This is a genomic window from Roseateles asaccharophilus, from assembly GCF_031458115.1.
Classification (GTDB): domain Bacteria; phylum Pseudomonadota; class Gammaproteobacteria; order Burkholderiales; family Burkholderiaceae_C; genus Pelomonas; species Pelomonas asaccharophilus_A.
In genome coordinates this window covers 26,232-50,835 of record NZ_JAVDXV010000004.1, presented here as the reverse complement: position 1 = coordinate 50,835, position 24,604 = coordinate 26,232, and the positions used below count along the sequence as shown (strand labels likewise).

At 70.5% G+C, this 24,604-nt stretch carries 25 protein-coding genes; 9 read left to right on the top strand and 16 right to left on the bottom strand.

Annotated elements, in window-relative coordinates; all coding sequences use genetic code 11:
* Positions 1 to 2 precede the first annotated feature (2 nt).
* From creB to J2X21_RS11095, 5 genes are read right to left on the bottom strand one after another with little or no spacing between them, the layout of a single operon-like run.
* The gene (gene creB, locus J2X21_RS11115) at positions 3 to 662 is read right to left on the bottom strand and encodes a two-component system response regulator CreB (protein ID WP_404667337.1); all 660 of its coding nucleotides are present in this window, start codon (positions 660 to 662) and stop codon (positions 3 to 5) included.
* Positions 659 to 1,684: a nitronate monooxygenase gene (locus J2X21_RS11110; RefSeq protein ID WP_310328498.1), complete on the bottom strand. Its 1,026-nt coding sequence runs from the start codon at positions 1,682 to 1,684 to the stop codon at positions 659 to 661. Before J2X21_RS11110 ends, creB begins: the two co-directional genes overlap by 4 nt.
* A 9-nt stretch (positions 1,685 to 1,693) precedes the next feature.
* Positions 1,694 to 2,329, bottom strand: coding sequence for a MarC family protein (locus J2X21_RS11105; protein ID WP_310328495.1), 636 nt, complete (start codon positions 2,327 to 2,329; stop codon positions 1,694 to 1,696).
* An 18-nt stretch (positions 2,330 to 2,347) separates the two neighbouring features.
* A complete protein-coding gene (locus J2X21_RS11100; RefSeq protein ID WP_310328492.1) occupies positions 2,348 to 3,121 on the bottom strand; it encodes a helical backbone metal receptor in 774 nt (257 codons plus the stop codon).
* Positions 3,118 to 4,017, bottom strand: a complete 900-nt coding sequence (locus J2X21_RS11095) for a hypothetical protein (RefSeq protein WP_310328489.1) — start codon at positions 4,015 to 4,017, stop codon at positions 3,118 to 3,120. The genes J2X21_RS11100 and J2X21_RS11095 overlap by 4 nt, the downstream gene beginning before the upstream one ends.
* Positions 4,018 to 4,239: 222 nt before the next feature.
* Between J2X21_RS11095 and J2X21_RS11090 the strand changes: the two genes are divergently transcribed.
* Complete coding sequence (locus tag J2X21_RS11090; protein ID WP_310328487.1) at positions 4,240 to 4,779, top strand: RNA recognition motif domain-containing protein; 540 nt, start codon at positions 4,240 to 4,242, stop codon at positions 4,777 to 4,779.
* 155 nt (positions 4,780 to 4,934) lie between these two features.
* On the opposite strand, the gene J2X21_RS11085 is transcribed toward J2X21_RS11090, so the two are convergent.
* The 5 genes from J2X21_RS11085 to J2X21_RS11065 form a co-directional block, all read right to left on the bottom strand.
* The gene (locus tag J2X21_RS11085) at positions 4,935 to 7,226 is read right to left on the bottom strand and encodes a carbohydrate binding family 9 domain-containing protein (RefSeq protein WP_310328485.1); all 2,292 of its coding nucleotides are present in this window, start codon (positions 7,224 to 7,226) and stop codon (positions 4,935 to 4,937) included.
* A gap of 217 nt (positions 7,227 to 7,443) precedes the next feature.
* On the bottom strand, positions 7,444 to 8,217 hold the full coding sequence (locus J2X21_RS11080; protein WP_310328483.1) for an SDR family oxidoreductase: 774 nt from the start codon (positions 8,215 to 8,217) through the stop codon (positions 7,444 to 7,446).
* The gene (lptC, locus tag J2X21_RS11075; protein ID WP_310328481.1) at positions 8,214 to 8,873 is read right to left on the bottom strand and encodes an LPS export ABC transporter periplasmic protein LptC; all 660 of its coding nucleotides are present in this window, start codon (positions 8,871 to 8,873) and stop codon (positions 8,214 to 8,216) included. The genes J2X21_RS11080 and lptC overlap by 4 nt, the downstream gene beginning before the upstream one ends.
* Positions 8,870 to 9,448 (bottom strand): KdsC family phosphatase, encoded by a 579-nt coding sequence (locus J2X21_RS11070; protein ID WP_310328479.1) that lies wholly within the window; start codon positions 9,446 to 9,448, stop codon positions 8,870 to 8,872. Before J2X21_RS11070 ends, lptC begins: the two co-directional genes overlap by 4 nt.
* Positions 9,448 to 10,434: a KpsF/GutQ family sugar-phosphate isomerase gene (locus tag J2X21_RS11065; RefSeq protein WP_310328477.1), complete on the bottom strand. Its 987-nt coding sequence runs from the start codon at positions 10,432 to 10,434 to the stop codon at positions 9,448 to 9,450. The genes J2X21_RS11070 and J2X21_RS11065 overlap by 1 nt, the downstream gene beginning before the upstream one ends.
* 106 nt (positions 10,435 to 10,540) lie before the next feature.
* Here J2X21_RS11065 and J2X21_RS11060 point away from each other — a divergent pair, with 106 nt between their 5' ends.
* The 6 genes from J2X21_RS11060 (at position 10,541) to J2X21_RS11035 (ending at position 17,739) form a co-directional block, all read left to right on the top strand.
* The gene (locus J2X21_RS11060; protein ID WP_310328475.1) at positions 10,541 to 12,319 is read left to right on the top strand and encodes an FAD-dependent oxidoreductase; all 1,779 of its coding nucleotides are present in this window, start codon (positions 10,541 to 10,543) and stop codon (positions 12,317 to 12,319) included.
* Positions 12,316 to 12,732: a GxxExxY protein gene (locus tag J2X21_RS11055; protein WP_310328473.1), complete on the top strand. Its 417-nt coding sequence runs from the start codon at positions 12,316 to 12,318 to the stop codon at positions 12,730 to 12,732. Before J2X21_RS11060 ends, J2X21_RS11055 begins: the two co-directional genes overlap by 4 nt.
* A 70-nt stretch (positions 12,733 to 12,802) precedes the next feature.
* On the top strand, positions 12,803 to 14,638 hold the full coding sequence (locus J2X21_RS11050; protein WP_310328471.1) for a 2-oxoacid:acceptor oxidoreductase subunit alpha: 1,836 nt from the start codon (positions 12,803 to 12,805) through the stop codon (positions 14,636 to 14,638).
* Positions 14,635 to 15,687, top strand: a complete 1,053-nt coding sequence (locus J2X21_RS11045; protein WP_310328468.1) for a 2-oxoacid:ferredoxin oxidoreductase subunit beta — start codon at positions 14,635 to 14,637, stop codon at positions 15,685 to 15,687. The genes J2X21_RS11050 and J2X21_RS11045 overlap by 4 nt, the downstream gene beginning before the upstream one ends.
* Before the next feature lie 9 nt (positions 15,688 to 15,696).
* The gene (locus J2X21_RS11040) at positions 15,697 to 16,182 is read left to right on the top strand and encodes a hypothetical protein (RefSeq protein ID WP_310328466.1); all 486 of its coding nucleotides are present in this window, start codon (positions 15,697 to 15,699) and stop codon (positions 16,180 to 16,182) included.
* A gap of 81 nt (positions 16,183 to 16,263) precedes the next feature.
* The gene (locus J2X21_RS11035; RefSeq protein ID WP_310328464.1) at positions 16,264 to 17,739 is read left to right on the top strand and encodes a sulfatase-like hydrolase/transferase; all 1,476 of its coding nucleotides are present in this window, start codon (positions 16,264 to 16,266) and stop codon (positions 17,737 to 17,739) included.
* On the opposite strand, the gene J2X21_RS11030 is transcribed toward J2X21_RS11035, so the two are convergent.
* The 3 genes from J2X21_RS11030 to J2X21_RS11020 are packed head-to-tail and all read right to left on the bottom strand — an operon-like array spanning position 17,736 to position 19,517.
* The gene (locus J2X21_RS11030) at positions 17,736 to 18,941 is read right to left on the bottom strand and encodes an erythromycin esterase family protein (protein WP_310328462.1); all 1,206 of its coding nucleotides are present in this window, start codon (positions 18,939 to 18,941) and stop codon (positions 17,736 to 17,738) included. The two genes, J2X21_RS11035 and J2X21_RS11030, sit on opposite strands and share 4 nt — an antisense overlap.
* A 50-nt stretch (positions 18,942 to 18,991) precedes the next feature.
* The gene (locus J2X21_RS11025; protein WP_310328460.1) at positions 18,992 to 19,318 is read right to left on the bottom strand and encodes a hypothetical protein; all 327 of its coding nucleotides are present in this window, start codon (positions 19,316 to 19,318) and stop codon (positions 18,992 to 18,994) included.
* Positions 19,319 to 19,328: 10 nt separating this feature from the next.
* A complete protein-coding gene (locus J2X21_RS11020; RefSeq protein ID WP_310328458.1) occupies positions 19,329 to 19,517 on the bottom strand; it encodes a hypothetical protein in 189 nt (62 codons plus the stop codon).
* Between the two features lie 192 nt (positions 19,518 to 19,709).
* On the opposite strand from J2X21_RS11020, the gene J2X21_RS11015 reads away from it, so the two are divergent.
* Both J2X21_RS11015 and J2X21_RS11010 read left to right on the top strand, forming a co-directional pair.
* Positions 19,710 to 22,112: an ATP-binding cassette domain-containing protein gene (locus tag J2X21_RS11015; protein WP_310328456.1), complete on the top strand. Its 2,403-nt coding sequence runs from the start codon at positions 19,710 to 19,712 to the stop codon at positions 22,110 to 22,112.
* A gap of 281 nt (positions 22,113 to 22,393) precedes the next feature.
* A complete protein-coding gene (locus tag J2X21_RS11010) occupies positions 22,394 to 22,630 on the top strand; it encodes a hypothetical protein (protein ID WP_310328454.1) in 237 nt (78 codons plus the stop codon).
* A 12-nt stretch (positions 22,631 to 22,642) separates the two neighbouring features.
* On the opposite strand, the gene J2X21_RS11005 is transcribed toward J2X21_RS11010, so the two are convergent.
* The 3 genes from J2X21_RS11005 to J2X21_RS10995 are packed head-to-tail and all read right to left on the bottom strand — an operon-like array spanning position 22,643 to position 24,586.
* On the bottom strand, positions 22,643 to 23,566 hold the full coding sequence (locus J2X21_RS11005; RefSeq protein ID WP_310328451.1) for an NAD(P)-dependent oxidoreductase: 924 nt from the start codon (positions 23,564 to 23,566) through the stop codon (positions 22,643 to 22,645).
* Positions 23,567 to 23,620: 54 nt separating this feature from the next.
* Entirely contained in the window at positions 23,621 to 24,238 is a 618-nt protein-coding gene (locus J2X21_RS11000) for a DUF4337 domain-containing protein (RefSeq protein ID WP_310328449.1), read from the bottom strand.
* A gap of 45 nt (positions 24,239 to 24,283) precedes the next feature.
* Positions 24,284 to 24,586, bottom strand: a complete 303-nt coding sequence (locus J2X21_RS10995) for a hypothetical protein (protein ID WP_310328448.1) — start codon at positions 24,584 to 24,586, stop codon at positions 24,284 to 24,286.
* Positions 24,587 to 24,604 lie beyond the last annotated feature (18 nt).

Sequence of the window (24,604 nt, the reverse complement as noted above, 5' to 3'; positions counted from 1 at the left end):
GCTCAGGGCTCCAGCGAGTAGCCGAGGCCGCGGTGCGTCTTGATCGGGTCGCGCGCCGGCGCCGCCTCGCGCAGCTTGGCGCGCAGCGTCTTGATGTGCGTGTCCACCGTGCGATCGCCGCTGTCGGCGCTGGTGCCCCAGACGGCGTCCAGCAGCGTGTCGCGCGAGTGGATGCGCTGCGGCGCGGCCAGCAGCTTCAGCAACAAGCCCAGCTCCAGCTTGGTCAGGTTCAGCAGCTGGCCGTCCAGTCGCACGCGCGAGCCGTCCACCGTGAAGCCATGGTTCATGGCCGGCACGGGTTGCGCGCGGCGCAGCAGCGCCCGCACGCGCGCCACCAGCTCGCGCGGGCTGAAGGGCTTGGCGAGGTAGTCGTCGGCGCCCAGCTCCAGGCCGAGCACGCGGTCCATCTCGTCGCTGCGGGCGCTCAGCATGATGACGGGCAGGTATTGCAGCGGCCCGCCTCGCAGCTCGCGGCACAGGTCCAGGCCGTTGCCGTCGGGCAGGCCGATGTCCAGGACCAGCAGCTCGGGCGGCGGGCCGCTGCGCAGCCGCTCGCGGGCCTCGGCCAGCCAGCCGCGGTGCTCGACGTCGAAACCCTCGCGGCGCAGCGCGAACGCGACCGTGTCGGCGATGGCCGGGTCGTCTTCCAGCAGCAGGATCAAGCGGTCCAACCTCGGGTGAGTGCCGCGACCAGTTCCGCCGCGCTGCCGGGCTTGCGGCTCAGCGGCAGCGCCTGGCCGGCCCACAGGCTGATGAAGTCGGCCTGGCCCGCCTTGGCGGCGGCCTGGCGCATGGGCCGGCTGGCCGCATTGGGTTGCGGGAAGGCCGGCAAGACCAGGCCCTCCAGCTCGCGCGTGACGCGGTTGGCCACGCCGCGCGCCAGGCGCCCGGAGAACGCGCGGGTCAGCGTGGAGTCGGCGTCTCGGGCCGCCAGCAGCGCCGCGCGGTAGGCCGGCGACAGCGGGCATTCGTCCACCAGCAGGAAGGCCGTGCCGACGGTCACCGCGCTGGCGCCGAGCGCCTGCGCCGCAGCCACGCCGCGCGCGTCGGCAATGCCACCAGCGGCGATGACCGGGATGTCCAGCGCATCGACCAGTTGCGGCACCAGCGCCATCGTGCCGATCAGCGCGCCCTCGGGCGTGCCCAGGAAGCCGCCACGGTGGCCGCCGCCCTCGTAGCCCTGCGCGATGACGGCGTCGACACCGCTGGCCTGCAGCGCCAGCCCCTCGGACACCTGCGTGGCCGTGCCCAGCACGGTGAAGCCCAGGTCCTGCAGCGCCGCCACGCGCGCCGCGCCGGGGTCGCCCATGACGAAGCTGATGGCCGCGGGCTTCGCCGCGATGGTCGCGGCCAGCTGGGCCTCGAAGTCTTCCTCGAACTGCGCGGGCCGCGTGGGTGCCGGCAGCCCCAGCTCGGCGTGCCAGACGGCCAACCGCGCGAGATAGGCGTCCAGCCCGGCGTCGTCCGGCTGCCAGGGCTGGGGGCAGAACAGGTTGATGCCAAAGGGTTGGTCGGTGCGCGCGCGGATGTCGGCCGCGATCTCGGTGATGCGCGCCGGCGCCAGATAGGCCGCGCCCAGTTGGCCAAAGCCACCACCCGCGGACACGGCGGCGACCAGCGTGGCGCTGGACGCTTCGCCGGCCATGGGCGCCATCCAGATGGGCGGGAGGTTGAACAGACCCATGCTGTGCTCCTAGCGGCCACCCGCCAGCGCGGGGAACAGCTTGATGAGGCCGTCGGCCAGCAGCTCCACGGCCAGTGCGGCGAGGATGAGGCCCATCAGCCGCGTCATGATGTTGATGCCGGTCTGGCCCAGCACCTTGGCGATCTTGCTGCTGGCCGAGAAGGTGATGAAGGTCACCAACGCCACGACGACGCCGTAGCCGCACAGGATGGCCAGCTCCCACCAGACGCGCGTCTTGTCGGCGTAGATGACCATCGTGGAGATGGTGGCCGGCCCGGTCAGCAGCGGGATGGCCAGCGGCACGACGGCGATGCTGGCGCCGGCGTCCACCTTGCTGTCGCCTTCGCTGACGTCCTGCGGCTTGGCCTCGGCGGGCTTGGCGTTCAGCATCTGCAGCGAGCTGATCAGCAGCAGGCAGCCGCCGCCGACCTGGAAGCTGGCCAGCGAGATGCCGAAGAACTCGATGATCTTCAGCCCGAACAGCGCCGACAGCGCGATGACGATGCCGGCCGTGCTGGCGCTGACCAGGATGGTCCGGCGCCGCTGCTCGCGCGACAGGCCGCTGGTGAAGTGGATGAAGAAGGGCACCACGCCCACGGGGTTCACGATGGCCAGCAGCGCGACGAGAGGCTTGTAGATGTCCATGGCGGGCGATTGTGGCGGTTAGCCGCCCGCCCTGAGTTCGCGCAGATAGTCCAGCCCCGGCGCGCCGCGCGCGCCCCACCAGCTCAGCAGTTCGCCGTCCACCAGCTGCACGCGTGCCCGCGGGCACAGCGCCTGCGCCTCGGCCACATGCCCGGCGTCGAACCGGTAGGGCTCGGAGCTGAGCAGCACGCGGTCGATGTCGGCCAGCCAGGCTTCGTCGCCGGTGAGCACCGGGTAGCGGCCGGCGCCCAGCTCGCCGCCCTGCACGGCAGGCCAGGTCTGCCAGCCGCCTTCGGCCAGCAGGGTCGAGATGTAGGTGTCGCGTGCCACGGTCATCCAGGGCTGGCGCCAGATCAGGTAGAGCACCCTCTCTACAGGCCGCCGGTCGGCGCGGCAGCGGGCAAGCGCGGCGTCGAACTCGGCCGACAGCGCCGTGGCGCGCTCGTTCACGCCGGGCAGGCCGGCAAAGGCCGCGCGCAGCTGCTCGAAAAGCACCGGGTTGTCCTCGGGCCGGCGGGGGTGGGTCACGATGACCTGCGGCACGAATTCGCGCAGCGAATCGGCCGTCTCGCGGCGGTTCTCGTCAATATTCACGACCACGTGCGTGGGCGCCAGCCGCCGCAGCTTGTCCAGGTTCACGTCCTTGGTGCCGCCCACCTTGGGGATGTCGCGCAGCGCCTCGGCCGGGTGGACGCAGAAGCCCGTGCGGGCTACCAGGTTGGGGCCGAGGCCCAGCGCCACCAGTGTCTCCGTGGCGCTGGGCACGATGGACGCGATTCTTGGGGGATTCATTCCTCTTCGGTCAGCGCCAGATAGACCGCGCAGCAGCCGCGCAGCCAGACCAGCGTGGGCAGCACCAGCGCCAGCGCGAACACCACGCCGCCGCCGATCAACGCCGCCAGCCCCAGGTTGCCGCCCTGCAGCGGCACGCCGCTGGCACCCAGGCCGCGCGGCCCCAGGCCCATGACACCGGCCAGCAACTGGCGCGCCGGCAGCTCGATGCCCGCGCCCAGGATGGCCAGGCCGGCCAGCAGCTGGCTGCCGGTCACGACGACGAAGCTGACCGCCGCCGTCGCCAGCGCCACCATCAGGTAGACGGCGGCCATCAGCAGCGCCGTCTCCGGCAGGCCGTGGCGCAGGCGGCCGCGCAGGAAGGCCAGCACGTCGCGGCTGCGCCCGCCGGCCCAGACCGCCGGCCCGGCCAATGGCCCGACCAGGATGAACAGCACGAAGGCGATGCCGCCCAGCGCCAACACCCCTAGCGGCAGCACCACGGCCAGCAGCGGCGCACCCACCCAGGGCCAGTGCGTGGCCGCCAGCAGGCCGGCCAGCACAAGCACGGCGGCGCCGGCCACGGCCACGCAGGCCAGCACGGCCACCAGCACGCGATGGCCGCTGCGCAGCGCGTCGGCCCAGGCGTCCTGCGGATCCCGCACCGGGCGGCCTCGGGCCTGGTCCATCAGCATCAGGCCGGTGGCATTGACGCTGAAAAAGGCGACAGCCAGCGCCAACCCCAGCCACAGCGCGCCCATCCCGTCGTCGCCGCGCCCCAAAGCGGAGCGTGCCGAGGCCAGCAGCAGGCCGGCGATGCAAAAGCCCATCAAAAGGCCGTAAAGGGCGCGCAAGTTGCGCGGTGCGTCCACGCTTTGGAGCACGCGGGCCAGGGCTGGAAGCAAGGGCGGAGTCATGGGGCGGCGATCGTATCGATGACGCGACGATGTGACAGTCGATTTCCAGGGTTTCTGCTAGCTCTGAAAAACAACACTTGTAAAAGGCCTCTTCTCGAAAGCGCGGACCCCACCACCATAATGAATTGCCTGTGTCTGGACGCCGCACCTTCGCTTGAATGGTTCACGATGGGTTGAAGCTCCACATGGTTTTTTGGTTTTGAGTTAGAGAAGGGCTTCCCCATGGGAAACAAGCTTTATGTGGGCAATCTGGCCTACAGCGTGCGTGACGAATCGCTGCAAGAGGCGTTTGGTCAGTTCGGCACCGTGACCTCCGCAAAGGTCATGATGGATCGTGAGACGGGCCGTTCCAAGGGTTTCGGTTTCGTCGAAATGGGTTCTGACGCAGAGGCGCAAGCCGCTATCAACGGCATGAACGGCCAGGCCCTGGAGGGCCGTGCCGTGGTCGTGAACGAGGCGCGTCCTCGTGAAGAGCGTCCGGGCGGCTTCGGCGGCGGTGGCCGTTCGGGCGGCGGCGGCTTCGGCGGTGGCGGCGGCTACGGCGGCGGTGGCCGTTCCGGTGGCGGCGGCTACGGCGGCGGTGGTGGCGGCTACGGTGGTGGTGGCGGCGGTGGCTACGGCGGCGGTGGCCGTTCGGGCGGCGGCGGCTACGGTGGTGGTGGCGGCGGTGGCTACGGCGGCGGTGGCCGTTCGGGTGGCGGCGGCTACGGTGGCGGCGGCCGCTCCGGCGGTGGCGGTGGCTACGGTGGCGGTGGCTACTGATCCCCTGGCCTGATCCGGCACACACAGCAAAGGCGCCTTAGGGCGCCTTTTCTTTTGCGCGCCGTGGTTGGTCTTGAGTTCGCGGGCCGAGCGCCGTCCCCTCGGGGGACCGCTCAGACCTGCCCGCTTTCAGCGCGGCAGGCTGGGCGAGGGGCTCAGTACCCCAACGTCAACTTCGCAAACAGCTCCCGGCTGCGCGCGAGCCCGGGGCGCTCGCTGGCGCGGTTCAGCCCCAGGCTGAAGATGCGCGACAGCCCGATGCGGTGCTGGAACATCAGCGCCAGTTGGCGGTCGCGGCCGTCCTCGAACGCTAGGCCTGCGTCGGCGTCCGCGCGGCGCGTGAAGCGGGTCTGCTGGTGGATGAGGCGCAGTGAATCCCGTGCGCTCAGGTGCAGCACGATCAGGCTTTGCGCGCTGCGGTCGGTGAACGCGCGGTGGCCGTCCGGTCCGTCCACCCAGCCGAGGCCCAGGCGCTGCTCGAACTCCAGCCACAGCCCGGCGCCCAGCCATGCGGGTAGCGGCGTGCGCAGCTTGGCCTCCATCTGGGCCTGCAGCCCGGTGCCGATGCGGTCGGCGTCCACGTCCAGGCGCCGGCCCCATTCGACCTCGGCGAACAGGAAGCTCAGCACTTCACCCGGGTTGGACTCGAAGCCCAGCAGCAGCGTGCGCGTGTCGTGCAGCCGGCCGCCGCTCCTGGCGCGGTGGCTGTCCAGCCCCACATGGCCCCATACGCCGGTGTTGCGCGCGGCCGAGAACCAGAAGCCGGGCTGGAACAGCCGGTCCACCACCTGGCCGGCGGCCACGTCCAGCAGCGGGTCGGCCAGCGTGCGCGTCTCCTGCAGCTTCAGCGTGATCTCGCTCTCGTGCATGGCCACGCCCATCAGCTCGCGCTCGCCCAGCCGCAGATAGCCCAGCGCCGCAGCCCGGCGCATGCCGCTCTGGCTGACGAAGCCGTTGTCGTTGGCAAAGCGCGGGCTGACCTCCTCCACATTGACGTTGGCGATCCAGTCGGCGTCCTTGTGCTGCCAGCCCACCCAGGCGCGGTGGCCGCGCTGGCGCGCGACGCGCTGCAGTTCGCCCGCCTCATCCACGCCCAGCGTGGTGCTGGACAGCAGCAGGTGGCCGCGCCACTGGTCGCTGTCGCCGGCGCGCCAGACGCCATCGCTGCCGACCACCTGCGTGCCCAGCCCGTGGCCGAAGTCGCGGCGCGACATCAGCCCCGCCAGGCCCACGTCGCCCAGCTGCCGGCGGCCGCGCACGAAGCTGGCCTCGGAGCCCTTGGGCTGCACGCCCATGCGCGTCGCGAACGCGCCGGCGCGCAGCACCGGGCCGCCGCCGGCATCGCGCAGGTGCAGCGCCGTCGCTTCGGCGCCGGCGCCGCGCCAGGTGGCGCGCAGGCCCCAGTCGGGGTCCGTGATGGCGCGGGTGTAGAAGGCGGCGAGGCTGCGGTTTTCGCCAGACTCGTCCGCCTGCGTGGGGCCCACCACGTCGGCGCTTTCGAGGAAGAAGGGCCGCTTCTCCGGCACGCTGAGCGCGAAACGCGTGTTACCGGCCAGTTGCGGTTCATCCAGCTCGACCTGCGAGAAATCAGGATTCAGCGTCGCGTCGATGACCCAGTCAGCGCGCGGCCGCCACTTGAACTCGGCGCCCAGCGAGGCCTTGCGCGCGCGCTGCTGCGTGCCGTCGGCAGCGGTGTCGCGCGTGGAGCGCAGCGTCATCTCGGGCCGGAACGCGATGAAGCCGCGCTCGCGCACCTGCTCCACGAGGTCGTCCAGGCCGTCCAGCGGTTGCAGCTCGGCGATGAAGTGCAGCGCATCCTTGGTCAGCGGTGCGCTGACGTTGAGCGTGCGGTCCTCGCGCGGGATGTTGCGCGCCACCATGACGCGCCAGGGCGCGCCATCCGCATGCGGAAAGCGCAGCGCCGCCAGCGGCCAGCGCAGCTCCACGCTGTAGCCGTCGGGCAGGCGCTGCGCGGCGGCCTGCACGTCGAAGTCGGGCGCCGGGTCTTCGCTGTCCTCCTCGGCGGCGTACAGGCCGTCCTCGACGACGCCGGCCGCGCTGACGCGCACGTACTGGGCCGTGCGGCGGTGGCCCACGGGGTCGATGAAGACGGACACGAAGTCCTGGTCGGCCTTGACCTGGTCGCGCCGGGCCAGCGGCGCGCGGATGCGCTCGGGCGCGGCATCCCAGGCGCGGATGCCGAACACCAGCGCGTCGGCCGTGACGACCACCTGCACGGTGGTGCGCAAGGCGGCGGGCTGCTTGTCGGCAGGCAGGAACTGCACGAAGCGGTCGTGCGCCGGTGCGCGCTGCCAGGCGGCGTCGTCGAGGCGTCCGTCAATCTGCGGCGACGCGTCGCCAGAGGCCAGGCGCGAGGCCGTGGGGTTGTGGGCCCAGGCGGGCAGGGCCAGGGCGAGCAGGCCCAGGCCGAGAAGGCGGAATGTCATGGATGAACGAACCGATGGGCGCCACCGCCCCGGTCGGGCGTGGCGCGAAAGCGAGGCGCCCGTTGGGGGCGGCGGGAGCGGGCGCGCTGGAATGGACGTCAGCGCGCGGGCGTTAGCAGGGGTGAAGAACCTTCAGCATGTTGCTCTCCTCGGCCGCTTCGGTGAACGCGGCAATCGGTGCGAGGCGCGCAGTGTAGCCACGCTTGGCGTGGCCGCGTCACTCGCTCGCGCGCTTCTTGCGCGGCCGACCAGCCAGCGCGCGGTCGTACAGCCAGTTGGGCAGCAGCCGCAGGATCTTGGCCAGCACGCCCATCTGCCACGGGATGACGCGGTAGCTGACCTGGGCGCGGATGGCCCGCACCGCCTGGTCGGCAAAGTCGTCCACGGGCATCAGGAAGGGCATGGAGTAGCGGTTGCCGCGCGTCAGCGGCGTGTCGATGTAGCCCGGCAGCAGCGTGACGACCTTGACGCCGAAGGGCCGGCATTCGCCCCTGAGGCTTTCGCAATAGGCGACGACGGCCGACTTGCTGGCGCTGTAGGCGCCGTGGCCCGGCAAGCCGCGGATGGCGGCCACGCTGGCCACGCCCACCAGCGTGCCGGAGCCACGTTCGTTCATCGCCTCGACAAAGGGATGGAAGGTGGCGGCCAGACCCACGTTGTTGGTCGCGAAGGTGCGGCGCATCACGTCCAGGTCGTCGAACTGCGTCGTGTCCATGCCGATGCTGATGCCGGCGTTGGCGATGACCACGTCGGGCAGGCCCTGGCTCGCGATGCAGTCGCGGCCCGTGCCGGTGATGGCCTCGGGGTTGGCCACGTCGGCGCCGTAGACCTTGAAGCGGGTCACGTCCAGCTGCTGTTCGGCGGCCCAACGCTCCACTTCGGCGGTGCGGCGCGCCACCAGCGCGAGGCGGGCGCCGTCGCGGTAGTAGCGCAGTGCCAGCGCCTGGCCGATGCCGCTCGACGCGCCGGTGATGAAGACCAGTTCGCTCATCGGGCCGCCCTCGGTGCGATCTGGCCCTGGACCTTGCCCGTGAACTTCAGCTGGCCGGTCACGTGGCGGTACTCGAAGTTGCTGGCGTTCAGCGTGGTGCTGCCCTGGCGGATGGTGACCGGCAGGTGGGAGCGCAGGATCTCGCTGTTGGACAAGGCCTGCAGGAACTCGCCGCGCACCTCCATCAGCGCCGTCGCGTTCTCGCCGGAGCCGGGGGCCAGGCGGCGCAGGCGCACGTCGCCCAGCAGCTGCAAGTCGGTGCCGTCGCCGTTGCTGATGGCGCGCTTGGCCACGGCGATGGCCAGGCTGCCGTCGGGCGCGACGGCGCGCACGCGCACCTGGTCGATCTCCACCGTGTCGGTGTCGGGGTAGTGGCGCAGCTCGGTGCCGGCGATCTGGATGTTGAGGCGGCCATCGGCGCCGATGCGCTGGATCTCGAAGTTGGCCATGCGGTAGTCGGGCACATGGCGCAGCGGCGCCGGCTCGCCGGGGTCGCCCAGCAGTGGCGTGTTCTTCACCAGCCACCAGGTGCCGCTGGCCAGCAGCGCCATCAGCAGCAGCGGCAGGTAGTTGGACAGCAGGTTCTGCAGCCGCCACAGCCAGGGCTGGACGCGCTGGCGGCGGCTGGGCAGCGGGGCCGGCAGGGTGGTGCTCAAGTCCGGCTGCTCCCGTCGAGCGTGTCGTGATGCGCGTGCAGCAGCCGCTCGTAGTGGCCGGCGGCCATCAGCAGCAGGTCGCAGAACTCGCGTGCCGCGCCGTAGCCGGCTGCTGCCTGCGTGATGTAGTGCGCCACGCCCTTGGCCTCGGCATGCGCGCCGGGCGGCGCGGCGGCAAAGCCGGCGCGGGCCAGCAGCGGCAGGTCGGGCCAGTCGTCGCCGATGGCGGCCACCTCACCCCACGTGGCGCTGAACTGGGCCAGCAGCGGCGTGGCCGCGGCCAGCTTGTCCTTCACGCCGTGCATGGCGTGCGTGAGGCCCAGGTCGGCCACGCGGCGGCGCACGCCGGGGCTGTCGCGGCCGGTGATGATGACCGGCGTGATGCCGGCCTGCTGCAGCAGCTTCAGGCCGTGGCCGTCCAGCGTCGAGAACGCCTTGACGTCTTCGCCTGCGGCGCCTATGTAGATGCGGCCATCGGTCAGCACGCCGTCGACGTCGAACAGCGCCAGCTTGACGCCCAGGCCGGTGCCTTGCGCCTTGACCAGCAGCTCGGGGGGGAAACGCAGCGCCGGCATCAGATCACCTTCGCGCGCATCAGGTCGTTGATGCTGATGGCGCCCAGCAGCTTCTGGTGCGCGTCGACGACGAGGACGACCGTGATGCGCGCCGCTTCCATCAGGTCGGCGGCATCGACGGCCAGCGCGTCGGCGCCCACGGTGCGAGGCTTGGCATGCGCGACCTCGGCGGCGCTCAGCGCGCGCAGGTCGCGGCCTTGCTCGATGAGGCGGCGCAGGTCGCCGTCCGTGAAGATGCCTTGCACCCGGTCGTCGGCGTCGACGACGACCGCCATGCCCAGCGCCTTCGCGCTCATCTCGCGCATCAGGTCCGTGAAGGATGTGGCGGCGGCCACGCGCGGCAGCGCATCGCCGCTGCGCATCAGGTCGCGCACATGCGTCAGCAGCTTGCGGCCCAGAGCGCCGCCGGGGTGGGAGCGCGCGAAGTCCTCGGCCTTGAAGCCGCGCGCATCCAGCAGCGCGACGGCCAGCGCATCGCCCAGCGCCATCTGCGCGGTGGTGCTGGCGGTGGGCGCCAACTGCAGCGGGCAGGCCTCCTCGGGCACGGCGCTGTCCAGCACGACGTCGGCATGCGCGGCCAGGCTGGACTCGGCACGGCCGGTCATCGCGATGACCGGCACGCCCAGGCGCTTGAGCACCGGCAGGATCGCGTTCAGCTCGTCGCTCTCGCCGGAGTTGGACAAGGCCAGCACGATGTCGCCGGGCGTGACCATGCCCAGGTCGCCATGGGCCGCCTCGGCCGGGTGGACGAACAGCGCCGGCGTGCCGGTGGAGGCCAGCGTGGCGGAAATCTTGCGGCCCACATGGCCGCTCTTGCCCATGCCCATGACGGCCACGCGGCCCCGGCAGGCGAGCACGGCCTGTACGGCGCGGGCAAAGGCGTCGCCCAGGCGGGGGCCCAGTTCGGTCAGCGCGCGGGCTTCGACCGCCAGGGCCTCCTGCCCCATGCGGATGGCGCGCGGGGCGTCGAAATCGGAAACACTCATGCGGGCAGTGTAGACAAGGGGCTCCGCGGGTTTCTACAGGGATCCGGTTTGGTGCACGGTCCTAGACTGGCCCGATCAACATTGTTGACACCACGGAGGAGACACCGTGCAGTGGACCAACGTCGCCGATCCGACCTATTTCCACAAGGTCGTCGATTGCCAGTGGGCATGCCCGGCACACACGCCGGTGCCCGAGTACATCCGCCTCATCGCGCAGGGGCGGCATGACGAGGCCTATTGGGTCAACTGGGTCAGCAATGTCTTTCCCGGCGTGCTGGGCCGCACCTGCGACCGGCCCTGCGAGCCCGCGTGCCGGCGCGGCCGCGTGGAGGAAAAACAGGCCGCCAAGCCGGAGCCCGTGGCCATCTGCCGGCTCAAGCGCGTGGCGGCGGACAGCAAGACGGACGAGTTCCGCGCGTTGATTCCCAAGCCGGCGGCGAAGAACGGCAAGCGCGTGGCCTGCGTGGGCGCGGGGCCGGCCTCGCTGGCCGTCGCGCGCGACCTGGCACTGGAGGGCTATGCCGTCACGGTGTTTGACGGCGAGGCCAAGCCGGGCGGCTTCATCCGCACGCAGATCCCGCGCTTTCGGCTGCCCGAGCACGTCATCGACGAGGAGTGCGGCTACATCCTCGGCCTTGGCGTGGACTGGCGGGCCGGCCAGCGCGTGGACTCGATGAAGGCGCTGCTGGCCGAGGGCTGGGATGCGGTTTTCGTCGGTAGCGGTGCGCCGCGCGGACGTGACCTGAACCTGCCGGGGCGGCAGGAAGCGGCCGAGAGCATCCACATCGGCATCGATTGGTTGAGCAGCGTGTCCTTCGGCCATGTGACGGCCGTGCAGCCGCGCGTCATCGTGCTGGGCGGTGGCAACACGGCGATGGACTGCTGCCGCTCGGCGCGCCGGCTGGGCGCGAGCAGCGTGACGGTGGCCGTGCGCAGCGGCTATGCGCAGATGAAGGCGTCGCCGTGGGAGAAGGAGGACGCGGAGCATGAAGGCATCCCCATCCTGGACTTCCATGTGCCGCTGGCCTTCGAGCATGTGGGCGGCAAGCTGACCGGCATGCGCTTCAAGAAGGCGCAGTCGGGCGAGGAAGTCGTCATCCCTTGCGACGAGGTGCTGATCGCCGTCGGTCAGGAGAACAGCTTCCCGTGGATAGAGCGCGACGCGGGCATTGCCTTCGGCGACGACGGCCTGCCGGTGCTGGACAAGGGCAGCTTCCAGTCCACGCTGCCGCACGTGTTCTTCGGCGGCGATGCCGCCTTCGGCCCCAAGAACATCATCACGGCCGTGGCCCACGGTCATGAGGCCGCCGTCAGCATCGATCGGCTGCTGCATGGCGAGCCGGTCACGCAGCGCCCGCCGCCGCACGTCAACCTGGTGTCCCAGAAGATGGGCATCCACGAGTGGAGCTACGACAACGCCATCACGCTGGACCTGCGCAGCAAGGTGCCCTGGGCCGCCGCCGAAAAAGCGCTGGCCAGCATCAAGGTCGAGGTGGAGCTGGGCTTCGATGCGCAGACCGCGCTGAAGGAGGCGCAGCGCTGCCTGAACTGCGACGTGCAGACCGTGTTCGCGCCCAAGCTGTGCATCGAATGCGATGCCTGCGTGGACATCTGCCCGATGGACTGCATCACGTTCACGGAGGACGGGCCTGCGCTGCGCGAGCGGCTCAACGCGCCGGCGCTGAATGTCGAGCAGGACATTTACGTCGAAGGCGGCCTGAAGACCGGCCGCGTGATGGCCAAGGACGAGGATGTCTGCCTGCACTGCGGGCTGTGCGCGGAGCGATGTCCGACGGGGGCGTGGGACATGCAGAAGTTCCTGCTGGTCACTGCGAAGGCCGGCGCTGCTTGCCGCGACCACGCGACGCGCAAGGAGGTGGCGTGAGCGTGCTCGAAGAAGAGAAATGCAACCACAGAGGCACAGAGGCACAGAGGTACTACTTGAGCGAGCGCGTCATTGGCGCTGCCATGTCGGTACATCGGGAACTGGGGCCGGGACTCCTCGAGGGTGTCTACGAACTTGCCGTAGTTCATGAGCTGGGCTTGATCGGACTGCGGGTGGCGCGCCAAGTTGAGGTGCCCGTCATCGACAAGGGAGTTGACCTCGGCGCCAAATACCGGATTGACCTTCTCGTCGAGGGTGAGTTGCTGCTTGAACTGAAGTCGGTCTCGGCCCTGGAGCCTGTTCACACGGCACAGATGCTGACCTATCTCCGTCTGCTGAGTCTGCGCACGGGATTGCTGATCAATTTCAACGTCAGCCAGCTGCGCAGTGGCATCAAGCGGATTGCACTATGAAGCCAGAGCATCGTGGTTCTCTGTGTCTCTGTGCCTCTGTGGTTGCATTTCTTCTTTCGGGAGACGACACATGAGCCGCATCGAAGCCACCAACGACTTCGTCGTCAAGTTCGCCAACGTCAACGGCTCGGGCTCGGCATCGGCCAACGAGCTGTTCGCGCGGGCCATCCTGCGCATGGGCGTGCCGGTCAGTCCGCGCAACATCTTCCCCAGCAACATCCAGGGCCTGCCGACCTGGTACGAGGTGCGTGTCTGCGAGGCCGGCTGGCTGGGCCGGCGCGGCGGCGTGGACCTGATGGTGGCGATGAACCCGCAGACCTGGGCGCAGGACGTGGCCGAGATCCAGCCCGGCGGCTACCTGTTCTACGACTCCACGAAGCCGCTGCCGCCCAGCGCCTTCCGTCCCGACATCCACGTCATCGGCATGCCGGCCACGGCCATCTGCAACGCCACCTACGACGTGCCGCGCGAGCGCACGCTGTTCAAGAACATCCTCGTGCTGGGGGCGCTCAGCGAACTGATGGGCATTGAGTCAGCCGTCATCGAGACCTTGTTCGCCGAACAGTACAAGGGCAAGGAGCGGCTGCTGGATTCCAATGTGCGCGCGCTACACGCGGGCCGCGAGTTCGCGCGCGACCACCTGTCCGTGCAGCCCTTCGGCCTGAAGGTGCAGCCCGCCGATGCGGTGGGCGACAAGATCTTCCTGGAAGGCAATGCGGCCACGGCGCTGGGCTGCGTGTACGGCGGCGCCACGGTCTGCGCCTGGTACCCGATCACGCCGTCGTCGTCGGTCGCCGAGGCCTTCGAGAAGTACGCCGCCAAGTTCCGCACCGACCCCGCCACCGGCGAGAAGCGCTACGCCATCGTGCAGGCCGAGGACGAGATCGCGTCCATCGGCATCATCACCGGCGCGGGCTGGAACGGTGCGCGCGCATTCACGGCCACGTCCGGCCCCGGCGTGTCGCTGATGACCGAGTTCCTGGGCCTGGCCTACTTCGCCGAGATCCCGTTCGTCGTCATCGACGTGCAGCGTGGCGGCCCCAGCACCGGCATGCCCACGCGCACGCAGCAGGCCGACCTGCTGAGCAGCGCCTACGCGTCGCACGGCGACACGCAGCATGTGCTGCTGCTGCCCGAGGACCCGCGCGAGTGCTTCGAGTTCGCCGCCGACGCGCTGGACCTGGCCGAGCGTCTGCAGACGCCCGTGTTCCTGATGAGCGACCTGGACATCGGCATGAACCAGCGCCTGTGCGCGCCGCTGGTTTGGGACGACGCGCGCCAGTACGACCGCGGCAAGGTCATGACGGCCGAGCAATTGGACGCCGGCCGCGAGTTCGCGCGCTACAAGGACGTCGATGGCGATGGCATCCCGTGGCGCACGCTGCCCGGCACGCATGCGAGCAAGGGCGCCTACTTCACGCGCGGAACCACGCGCAACGAGCAGGCCATTTACTCCGAGCGCGGCGACGACTACGTGCGCAACGTCGAGCGGCTGAAGCAGAAGTTCGCCACCGCCGCGCTGCTGGCGCCGCAGCCGCTGGTGCGTGCTGCCGCGCAGAAGACGCGGTTGGGTGTTCTCTACTTCGGCTCCACCGCACCTGCCATGGATGAGGCGCTGGCGTCGCTGACCGAGGCCGGCATCCACATCGACGCGATGCGGCTGCGCGCCTACCCCTTCCCGCCGGCGGTGGCCGAGTTCATCGCGGCGCACGACACCGTGTTCGTCGTCGAGCAGAACCGCGACGCGCAGATGCGCCGGCTGCTCATCAACGAACTGGAGGTGGCGCCCAGCCAGTTGACGAAGGTGCTGCACTTCGACGGCACGCCCATCACGGCGCGCTTCATCACCGACGCGATCACGCGCCACGTGCATGCGCTGGCCACCGCACCCAGGAGCGCGGCATGACCTACCTCGCCAAACCCAAGCTGCACCATCCGAGTCTCACGAAGAACGCCGTCGGCTACACGCGCCGCGACTACGAAGGCAAGGTCTCCACGCTGTGCGCCGGCTGCGGCCACGACTCCATCTCCAGCGCCATCGTGCAGGCCTGCTGGCAGCTGGACATTGCACCGCACCGCGTCGCCAAGCTCAGTGGCATCGGCTGCTCCAGCAAGACGCCCGATTACTTCCTCGGCGCCAGCCACGGCTTCAACACCGTGCACGGCCGCATGCCCAGCGTGCTGACCGGCGCGTATCTCGCCAACCGCGAGCTGCTGTACCTGGGCATCTCCGGCGACGGCGACTCCGCGTCCATCGGCCTGGGCCAGTTCGCGCATGCGATGCGGCGCGGCGTGCGCATGGTCTACATCGTCGAGAACAACGGCGTCTACGGCCTCACCAAGGGTCAGTTCAGCGCGACGGCCGACAAGGGCTCGGTGGCCAAGAAGGGCGCCACCAACAACGACACCGCCATCGACCTCGCCGCGCTGGCGCTGCAGCTGGGCGCCACCTTTGTCGCGCGCAGCTTCTCGGGCGACAAGGCGCAGCTGGTGCCGCTGATCGAGGCCGCCATGCGGCACGGCGGCGCAGCCTTCATCGACGTCATCAGCCCCTGCGTGGCGTTCAACAACCATGCCGGCTCCACGCGCAGCTACGACCACGTGCGCGAGCACAACGAGGCGCTGAACCGCATCGACTTCATGGACCTGGCGGCCGAGCAGACGGTCGAAGACTCGCCCGAGATCATCGAGGTGCCGCAGGCCGACGGCAGCACGCTGCGCCTGCGCAAGCTGGCCGCCGACTACGACCCCACCGACCGCCTGGGTGCGATGAGCACCATGCAGCTGCGCGCCGCGGCCGGCGAGATCGCCACCGGCCTGCTGTACGTGGATCCCGCCGCCAAGGACTGGCACGCCGCGCAGCGCACGCCAGCGGGTGCGCTGAACGCGCTGGGTGAAAAAGCACTGTGTCCGGGCTCGGCCGCGCTGCAAAAGATCAACGCCGGCCTGAGATGATCCGGCGCCATGCGCCTCCTCCTCATTCCCCTTGCCGCCCTCGCGCTGACCGCCTGCGCCAGCTCCAGCCAGGACAAGGTCACCAACGCCGCCACGACGCCGCTGTCCGACCTCAACGTCGTGCGTGCCGACATCCCCGATGTGCTGAAGGCCGCCGCCGCGGCACCCTATGCGATGCCGGCGGATGCCAGCTGCACGGGCCTCGCGGCCGCCGTGCAGGCGCTGGACGAGGTGCTGGGCCCCGATCTCGACGCGCCGGCCGCCAAGGGCAACACCGGCCTGCTGGAGCGTGGCGAGGACGCCGCCACCGGCGCATTGCAGCGCACGGCCGAAGGCGTCATGCCGTTCCGCGGCTGGGTGCGCAAGCTCAGCGGCGCGGAGCGCTATGCCAAGCAGGTCAGCGCCGCCATCACGGCCGGCGGCGTGCGGCGCGGCTTCCTGCGCGGGGTGGCCGTCGCCAAGACCTGCACGGCGGCGCCGGCCAAGCCGGCCTGAACACAGTCGTTTGCCTGGGCTCAACACTCAGCAAACTTTTGACCATGGGGCGGCAAAGCGGCGCCGGCAGAGTGCGCGGCGATGTCGCCTGTCCGTCTGCCCTGTCCCCGTGCCGCCTTGCTGGCGGCGTTCGTGTTGCTGTTGTGGGCGGTCGTCGGCGCGACCTGGTTCCTGCGCACCTACCTGGGCCTGGTGACGCCCGACCAGGTGCTGTTCCACCTGCAGAACGGCGGCCTGGACTATGCGGACCCGCGCATGCTGTGGCGTGCCTTCCGCTGCCTGGCGGCCGTCGCGGGGCTCAGCCTGCTGAGCCTGTTCCTGCTGCGGCGGCTGCGCCATTGGCACCGGCTGCCGCTGCTGGCCCTGTTGGGCACCGGCGCGGTGGTGTCGGTCAACGCGACGGTGTCCGACCCCTGCCAGCCCGAGCCCGATGGCGGCGACTACCTGGCGCGGCATTACGTGGACCCGTCCCGCGTGCGCGTGCAGGCGCCGGCCGCCAAGCCCGATGTGTTGCTGGTGTTTGTCGAGTCGCTGGACGAGGACTACACGCGGCCGCGCACGCCGGCCGCCGCGTTGCTGCCGCGGCTGACCCGGCTGCAGCAGGACTTCCAGACGCTGGGCCAGCTGCGCAACCTCAGCGGCGCGAGCTGGACCGTGGGCGGCATGTTCAGCGCGTTGTGCGGCCTGCCGCTGCAGCCCGTGGGGCTGATGAGCCACAACTCGCTGGAATTCAGCACGCGCTTCTTCGCCGGCGGCCTGTGCCTGACGGACCTGCTGGCGGCGCGCGGCTGGGAGATCAGCTTCTACGGCGGCGCATCGCTGAAGTTCGCCGGCAAGGGCCATTTCCTGGAAAGCCACGGCGTCACGCGCCGCTTCGGCGCCGAGCAGTGGCAGCAGCGCGGTCTGCGGGTTCCCGCGCAGGGCTGGGGCCTGCTGGACAGCGACCTCGTCGAGCAGGCCTGGGCCGACATGCAGCGCCCGCGCCGGCATGACGACGAGGCCCGCATGGCGCTGCTGTTGACGGTGGACACGCACGGCCCCGCCGGCGCGCGCGACCCCGGCTGCGCGGCGGCCGACGGCCTGCAGGACGACGCCGAGGGCGAGCCCGCCGACATGATGCGCGACGCGCTGCGCTGCACCGATGCCGTCGTGGCCAAGCTGGTGGAGCGCTTCGTCGCCGAGCGCAACGGCCGACCCAAGGTCGTGCTGGTCATGGGCGACCACCTCAACCCCGAGCCGCTGCTGAACGGCGAGCTGCAGTCGGCGCCCGGCGGCCGCACGGTCTTCCATGCACTGGCGCGTTACGACGCCGAGGGCCGTGCGCTGCCGGCCGACGACCAGCGCCGCCTGTTCACGCATGTGGACGTGCTGCCCACGTTGGCCGAGGCCGTGGGCCTGAGCTGGGCGCCGCAGGCGCACCGGCTGGGCCTGGGCCGTTCGCTGCTGGCCGCACAGCGCCAGGACACGCTGGCGGAGCGCGACGGCATGGCCGTCGTCAACGGCCGGCTGTCGTGCCGCTCGCCGCTGTTCCAGCGGCTGTGGATCGGCGAGGTCTAGCGCACCATTTTCACCGGCGCCATGTCGCGCACGTAGAACACGCCGTCCCACTGCGCACCCAGGCCCACGCCGCCACCCATCGGCAGGCCGAAGCTGAACTCGGTGCTGCGCGCCGCGAAGCCGGCCTTCATGCGCCGGGGCGCGTGCAGGAACGCGAACGGCGCGCCGTGGCTGGCGAAGGTCAGCTCCAGGCTGTTGGGGTAGGCGGCGGCGATGGGCTGCGCCTCGCCCGACACGAAGTCCAGGTAGCTGCCCTGCAGCGCCGTCATGTTGACGACGAAGTAGTCGCGGCCCAGCTTCTCGCCCAGGATGTCGCCGGCGAAGCGGTGCGTGTCGTCCAGCTTCACGCCGCGCGCCAGGTGAATGATGTGGCCCCAGACGACCGCCTTGCGGCCGGGGTGCACGTGCTTCAGCTGCCACAGCACGTTGTCGGCCATCGCGCGGTCGCGCTGGTAGTCGCCGCGCCAGAAGCCGGCGGCCTGCGCCTGCAGGCCGTCCAGACTGCGGCACAGCAGACCATCGCCGCCCGGCGCGCACAAGGTCTTGCGCAGGCGCGCGGCGGTGGTGTCGAACACGCGCTGCTCGTCGGCGGGCGGCGCGGTGCGGTCCATCTGCATGAGCTTGTCGGCTACGCGCTCGAACACCGGCCAGTCGGCCGCGTCGCCCTTCAGCTGCGCGTGCAGGCGCGGCAGCAACTGCGTGCGACTCAGGCCGCCGCTCAGCTGGCTGTCTATGCCCGACAGCCGCAGCGGGCGCGGGCCGGCCTGCGCGGCGTCCAGATAGCGCAGCAGCTCGCGGCCGGCGTCGCTCTTGGAGTACATGTAGAAGACATTGCCGGGGCCCAGGTCGTCGGCCTTCTCGCCGCGCCGCATGGCCTCTTGCAGCAGCGCCATGTCGAACACGCCGCTTTCCAGCAGCAGCACGTCGAAGCCCTTCTTCTCATGCAGGTAGCGCAGCAGCCGCAGCCGCACCTGGAACTCCTGCAGGCCGCCATGCGTCTGCTCGCCCAGCGCGACGACGCGGGCGTTGCCGACGGCATCGCCGAAGGCCTGCAGTTGCGCGTCGGTCAGCTCGGCGGGCGAGTTCGCCGCCATGGGCTTCATGCGCGCGCGCACTGCCTCGGTCGTCTCGGCGGCCAGGGCCGGGGTCCCCGTCGCCAGCAGCGCGAGTGCCGCCGCCCACATCGTCCATCGCTTGCTCATCGCGCCTCCAGAAGTGGCGCGCAGCATAGTGAGCGAGTCTTTGGGTTGTCTTAACCCCGGCCCGGTCGGGCGCTTTCGGTGTCGTCCAGGTCGCGGTCGATCGCCTCGACATCGGTCGCATCGATGATGCGGTCCGTGGCGATGTCGGCCGGGTCGGTCTCATCGCCGTCCTCGCCCGAGCCCTCGATGGGCGCGAGCGCCTGGTCGCGGCTCAGCGTCAGGTCCACCGGCTCGCCCGGATCGGCCGCGGGGCGGTTGCCCGCCCCCAGCGTGTCGCTGCCGCTGTCCGTGCCGTCGGACGGGCCCAGCGCTTGTTCATCGGTGCCCTTGGGGCGTCGGGGTGCGGTCGTCGTGCCGACCAGGCTGCTGTGTCCCATGCCGTTCTCCTCAGTGGCGGCCGGCGGCGGGTTGCGCATCGTCCTTGCCATGCTCGGCCGCCTCGATGGCCTCCTGCCTGTCCTTGGCGGACTGCGGGATGTCATTGGGCGTCTTGTCGAGCTTGTGGCCGTCGTCGCGGACGCGACCCACGGTGTCGACGGGCTTGCGGTTGTTCATGCGGGTGTTGGGGGTGGGCATGGTGGCCTCCTTCAATCATGACTGCGAGAACCCAGTCTGCGCCGCTGCGGTGCCCGCAGGCGTAGGACTTGGGCGCGCCGGCCGTAGGACTTGGCTGCTGACACCTCTTGGCACGAGATGCGGCCCGAGGGGTTGCGAAGCCTGTGCCCACCCATGCAACATGCGGCGCTTTCCGCCACGCGACGCCGCGCGATGACCACGAAGAAGACCGCCATCAAGACCGCCGCGACCGCGGTGCGCCACGCCGACAGCCACGATGTCATCCGCGTGCAGGGCGCGCGCGAGAACAACCTGAAGAACGTCAGCGTCGACCTGCCCAAGCGCCGCCTCACGGTGTTCACCGGCGTGTCCGGCTCGGGCAAGAGCTCACTGGTGTTCGACACCCTCGCCGCCGAGTCGCAGCGCCTCATCAACGAGACCTACAGCGCCTTCGTGCAGGGCTTCATGCCCACGCTGGCGCGGCCCGAGGTAGACCTGCTGGAGGGCATCACCACGGCCATCATCGTGGACCAGGAGCGCATGGGCGCCAACGTGCGCTCCACGGTGGGTACGGTCACCGATGTGAACGCGCTGCTGCGCATCCTGTTCAGCCGCGTCGGCAAGCCGCAGATCGGCCCGCCCAGCGCGTTCGCGTTCAACGTGCCGTCGGTGCAGGCCACCGGCGTCATCACGGTGGAGAAGGGCGGTGCCAGCCAGGCGGTCAAGCAGACCTTCTCGCGTACCGGCGGCATGTGCCCGCGCTGCGAGGGCATGGGCTCGGTGTCGGACTTCGACCTGACCCAGCTCTATGACGCGAGCAAGTCGCTCAACGAAGGCGCCATCACCATCCCCGGCTACAGCATGGACGGCTGGTCGGGTCGCATCTTCCGCGGCTGCGGGTTCTTCGACCCCGACAAGCCCATCGCCAAGTTCACCAAGCGCGAACTGCACGACCTGCTGCACAAGGAGGCGACCAAGATCAAGGTCGCCGGCATCAACCTGACCTACATGGGGCTGATCCCCGGCGTGCAGAAGTCCTACCTGAGCAAGGACGTGGAGGCCATGCAGCCGCACATCCGTGCGTTCGTGGAGCGCGCCATCACGTTCCAGACCTGCCCGGAATGCCAGGGCACGCGGCTGTCCGAGGCGGCGCGTTCGGTGCGCATCGCCAAGCTCGGCATCGCCGACGCCTGCTCCATGCAGATCAGCGACCTGGCCGACTGGGTGCGCGGCCTGAAAACTGCGAAGGAGGCGCCTGCGGTCGCACCGCTGCTGCAGGGCCTGCAGCATGCGCTGGATGCGTTCACCGAGATCGGCCTGGGCTATCTGTCGCTGGACCGGCCGTCCGGCACTCTGTCCGGCGGCGAGGCGCAGCGCGTGAAGATGATCCGCCACCTGGGCTCGGCGCTGACCGACGTGACCTATGTGTTCGACGAGCCCACCGTGGGCCTGCACCCGCACGACATCCAGCGCATGAACGAGCTGTTGCTGCGCCTGCGCGACAAGGGCAACACGGTACTGGTGGTGGAGCACAAGCCCGAGGTCATCGCCATCGCCGACCATGTCGTGGACCTGGGGCCGCGCGCCGGCAGCGCGGGCGGCGAGGTGGTGTTCGAGGGCGACGTGGCCGGCCTGCGCGCCAGCGGCACGCTGACCGGCCGCCACCTGGACGACCGCGCCGCGCTGAAGGCCACCGTCCGCAAGCCCACCGGCGCGCTGAAGGTGCGCGGAGCCAGCTCGCACAACCTGCAGAAGGTCGACGTGGACATCCCGCTGGGCGTGCTGTGCGTCGTCACCGGCGTGGCCGGCTCAGGCAAGAGTTCGCTGATCCACGGCTCGGTGTCGCCGCAGGACGGCGTCGTCACCGTGGACCAGGCGGCCATCCGCGGCTCGCGGCGCAGCAACCCGGCCACCTACACGGGCCTGCTGGACCCCATCCGCAGCGCTTTCGCCAAGGCCAACGGCGTGAAACCCGCGCTTTTCAGCGCCAACTCCGAAGGCGCCTGCCCCACCTGCAACGGCGCGGGCGTCATCTTCACGGACCTGGGCCCCATGGCCACCGTGTCGACGACCTGCGAGGACTGCGGCGGCAAGCGCTTCCAGGCCGCCGTGCTGGACTACAAGCTGGGCGGGCGCGATATCGCCGAGGTGCTGGCCATGCCGGTGGCCGAGGCGGTGGAGTTCTTCGGCCAGGGCACCGCGAAAACGCCGGCCGCGCACGCCATCCTGGAGCGGCTGGCCGACGTGGGCCTGGGCTACCTGAGCCTGGGCCAGCCGCTGACGACGCTGTCGGGCGGAGAGCGCCAGCGCCTGAAGCTGGCCACACACATGGCCGAGAAGGGCGGCGTCTATGTGCTGGACGAACCCACCACGGGCCTGCACCTGGCCGACGTGCAGCAACTGCTAGCGCTGCTGGACCGGCTGGTGGACGCCGGCAAGTCCGTCATCGTCATCGAGCACCACCAGGCCGTCATGGCCCATGCGGACTGGATCATCGACCTGGGGCCAGGCGCCGGGCATGAGGGTGGCCGCATCGTCTTCGAAGGACCGCCGGCTTCACTCGTCAAGCAGCGCAAGACGCTGACGGGGCGCCATCTGGCCGAGTACGTGGCCTAGGAGCCTGGGCGGCAGAGGGCGTGGCCCCGGCCCTTCGGGTGAACCTGGCGACGGCGCATGCGGCGTTGCTCGTCGTGGCGGGCACGAGCCCGCGGCCTCCTCGCGCCTTGCCTGCGCCCTCGCCAGGGTCAACGCGGGTCACGCCCTCTGCCGTCCAGGCTCCCAGCCCCGCAGGCACCAAGGTGGTGGCATCCCCAATTTTTGGGGGCACCACCTGTCGCAATCCGGTTCGGCAAAGCGTCTACTACTGCAGAAGACGCCGACATCTATCGCCTGCCGCCATGAATGTCCTGCCCACGCCCCGCCGTCTGCTGAACGCCTTGATGCCGCAGCCCGGAAATCCCGCCAGCGCCGGCCATGGCATCGAGCCCATGCTGGTGCTCGATGCGCTGCCGCCGCTTGCCCCCGAGCCCGATGCGCCGCTGCGCCGCCGCGCCATCGAGCAGGCGCTGGAAGAGGGCAGCCGCCGCGTCTACGAGCCCATGCAGGAAGCCGAGGTCATCGAGCGGCGGGGCTGAGGCCGCAGCGGCTCAAAGCGGCGTTCGCAGCGCCTCGCCGCGCTGCCAGGCGTCCACATTGGCGATGAAGCATTCCACCGTCGCGCGTATGGACTGCGGCGACCAGCCGGCCACATGCGGCGTCAGGATGGCATTGGGCAGGTCCACCAGCGCCTGCGGCGGCTGCGGCTCCCCCTCGTAGACATCCAGCGCCGCGCCGGCGATGGTGCCGGCCCGCAGTGCGGCGGCCAGCGCGGCCGTGTCCACGCAGGAGCCGCGCGCGATGTTGACCACATGGCCGCCCGGGCCCAGTGCGGCCAGCACGGCGGCATCGACGAGATGCGTCGTGCCCGCGCCCCCGGGCGTCGCGACGACCAGGTCGTCCGCCCATTGGGCCAGCGCCGTCACGCTGTCGAAGTAGGTCGCGTCGCCGGCGTCCGCGCGCGGGCGGCGGTTGTGATAGCCGAGCACCATGCCGAACGCGGCCGCGCGCCGCGCGATCTTCAGGCCGATGGCGCCCAGGCCCACGACGCCCAGCCGGCGGCCGGTGAAGCTGGGGACCAGCGGCAGCGCGTCGCGCCACACGCCCGCACGCAGCGCCGCGCCCTGTTGCGGCAGCGCGCGCACGCTGGCCAGCAGCAGCGCCAGCGCGTGGTCGGCCACGCAGTCGTCGTTGGTGCCGGCGCCGTTGCAGACCGCCACGCCCGCCGCCTTGGCCGCGGCGATGTCCAGGTTCTCGTAGCCGGCGCCCTGGGCGGCCAGCAGCTTGAGCCGCGGGCAGGCGGCAATCTCGGCGGCCGTGAAGCCCACCGTGCCGTTGGTCAGCACCAGGTCGACCGCATCGCCCAGCGCCGCGGCGCGGGAGGCTGCGTCCAACGCCTCGATGACGCGAAAGCGCTGCAGCAGCAAGGCCTTGTGTTCGGCGGCGATGGGAACGAGAAGCAGCAGCGTCAGCATGTCAGGGGTCGGATACGGCGGGACCGCATCATGACCCACTCTGCCCCCAGGCTCCTAGGCCAGCAGCTTGAACAGCATGTTCGGATGGATGGGCAGGTTCATCAACCCCGCGAGGCCCATCACGATGCCGGCGACCGTGGGCACCATGGACACGACGAACAGCCACCACAGATGGGTCAGCGCCGTCACGGCCAGCAGCGCGATCGCGATGGCCAGCAGCGCGTCGGACAGATCGAACTGGTCGTCGCGCTTGCCCAGCGCCGTGTAGTCGCTCTGGGCCTTCTCGGCCAGCGTGCGCAGCTCGTCGCGTTTCTTCAGCTGGTCGGCGTGCTTGGCGCGGTAGCCGGCGATGGCCTTGTCGTAGTCGGCCGCCTGGGCGGCCGGCACGCTGGCCTTGGCCAGCTCCAGCGATGTGGCGGCCTGCTCGGCCACGTCGGCGCGGATGGTGCGGGCCTGGTAGTAGGCCCAGTAGTCCAGCTTGTCGACCTGGGCCTGCTGCATGGCCTGGACGATGTTGTCGTCCTTGACCTTGCAGATGCCCAGGAAGGTGGCCAGCACGGCCACGGTCAGCGCGACGATGGCGTTCAGCCGCTCTTCGCGGGCCTCCTTGGCGGCGGCAGCGGCGGCCTGGGTGTCGACGGGTTCGGGTGGGGGCAGGGTGGCATCAACCATGCCCCTGTGTGACGGCCGCGCGCCGGGAGTTCCCGGCGCCGGTGTTCAGCCGCTCTTGCGGTTGCAGCTGGGCGGGTTGGTCATGCCGAAGCTCAGCAGGTTGCCGCCGTTCAGCGTGCAGCTGTACTCCTTGCCGTCCTGCCCCTTGACCGCATAGAAGGTGTTGGTGCCCTCGGTGCGGCGGTTCAGCAGCGTCAGCTGGCTGGGCTGCAGGCCCAGTGCGCCGGCGGCCTCGGACTTGAGGCGCTCGTCGGACAGGTTGTTGGTGGACTGGGCGATGCTGCTGCAGCCGCCCAGCGTGAGCAGTGCGGCCAGCGCGAGGGCCTGGGTGTGGATGTTGTGGGCCATGGGGTCTCCTGTGGATGA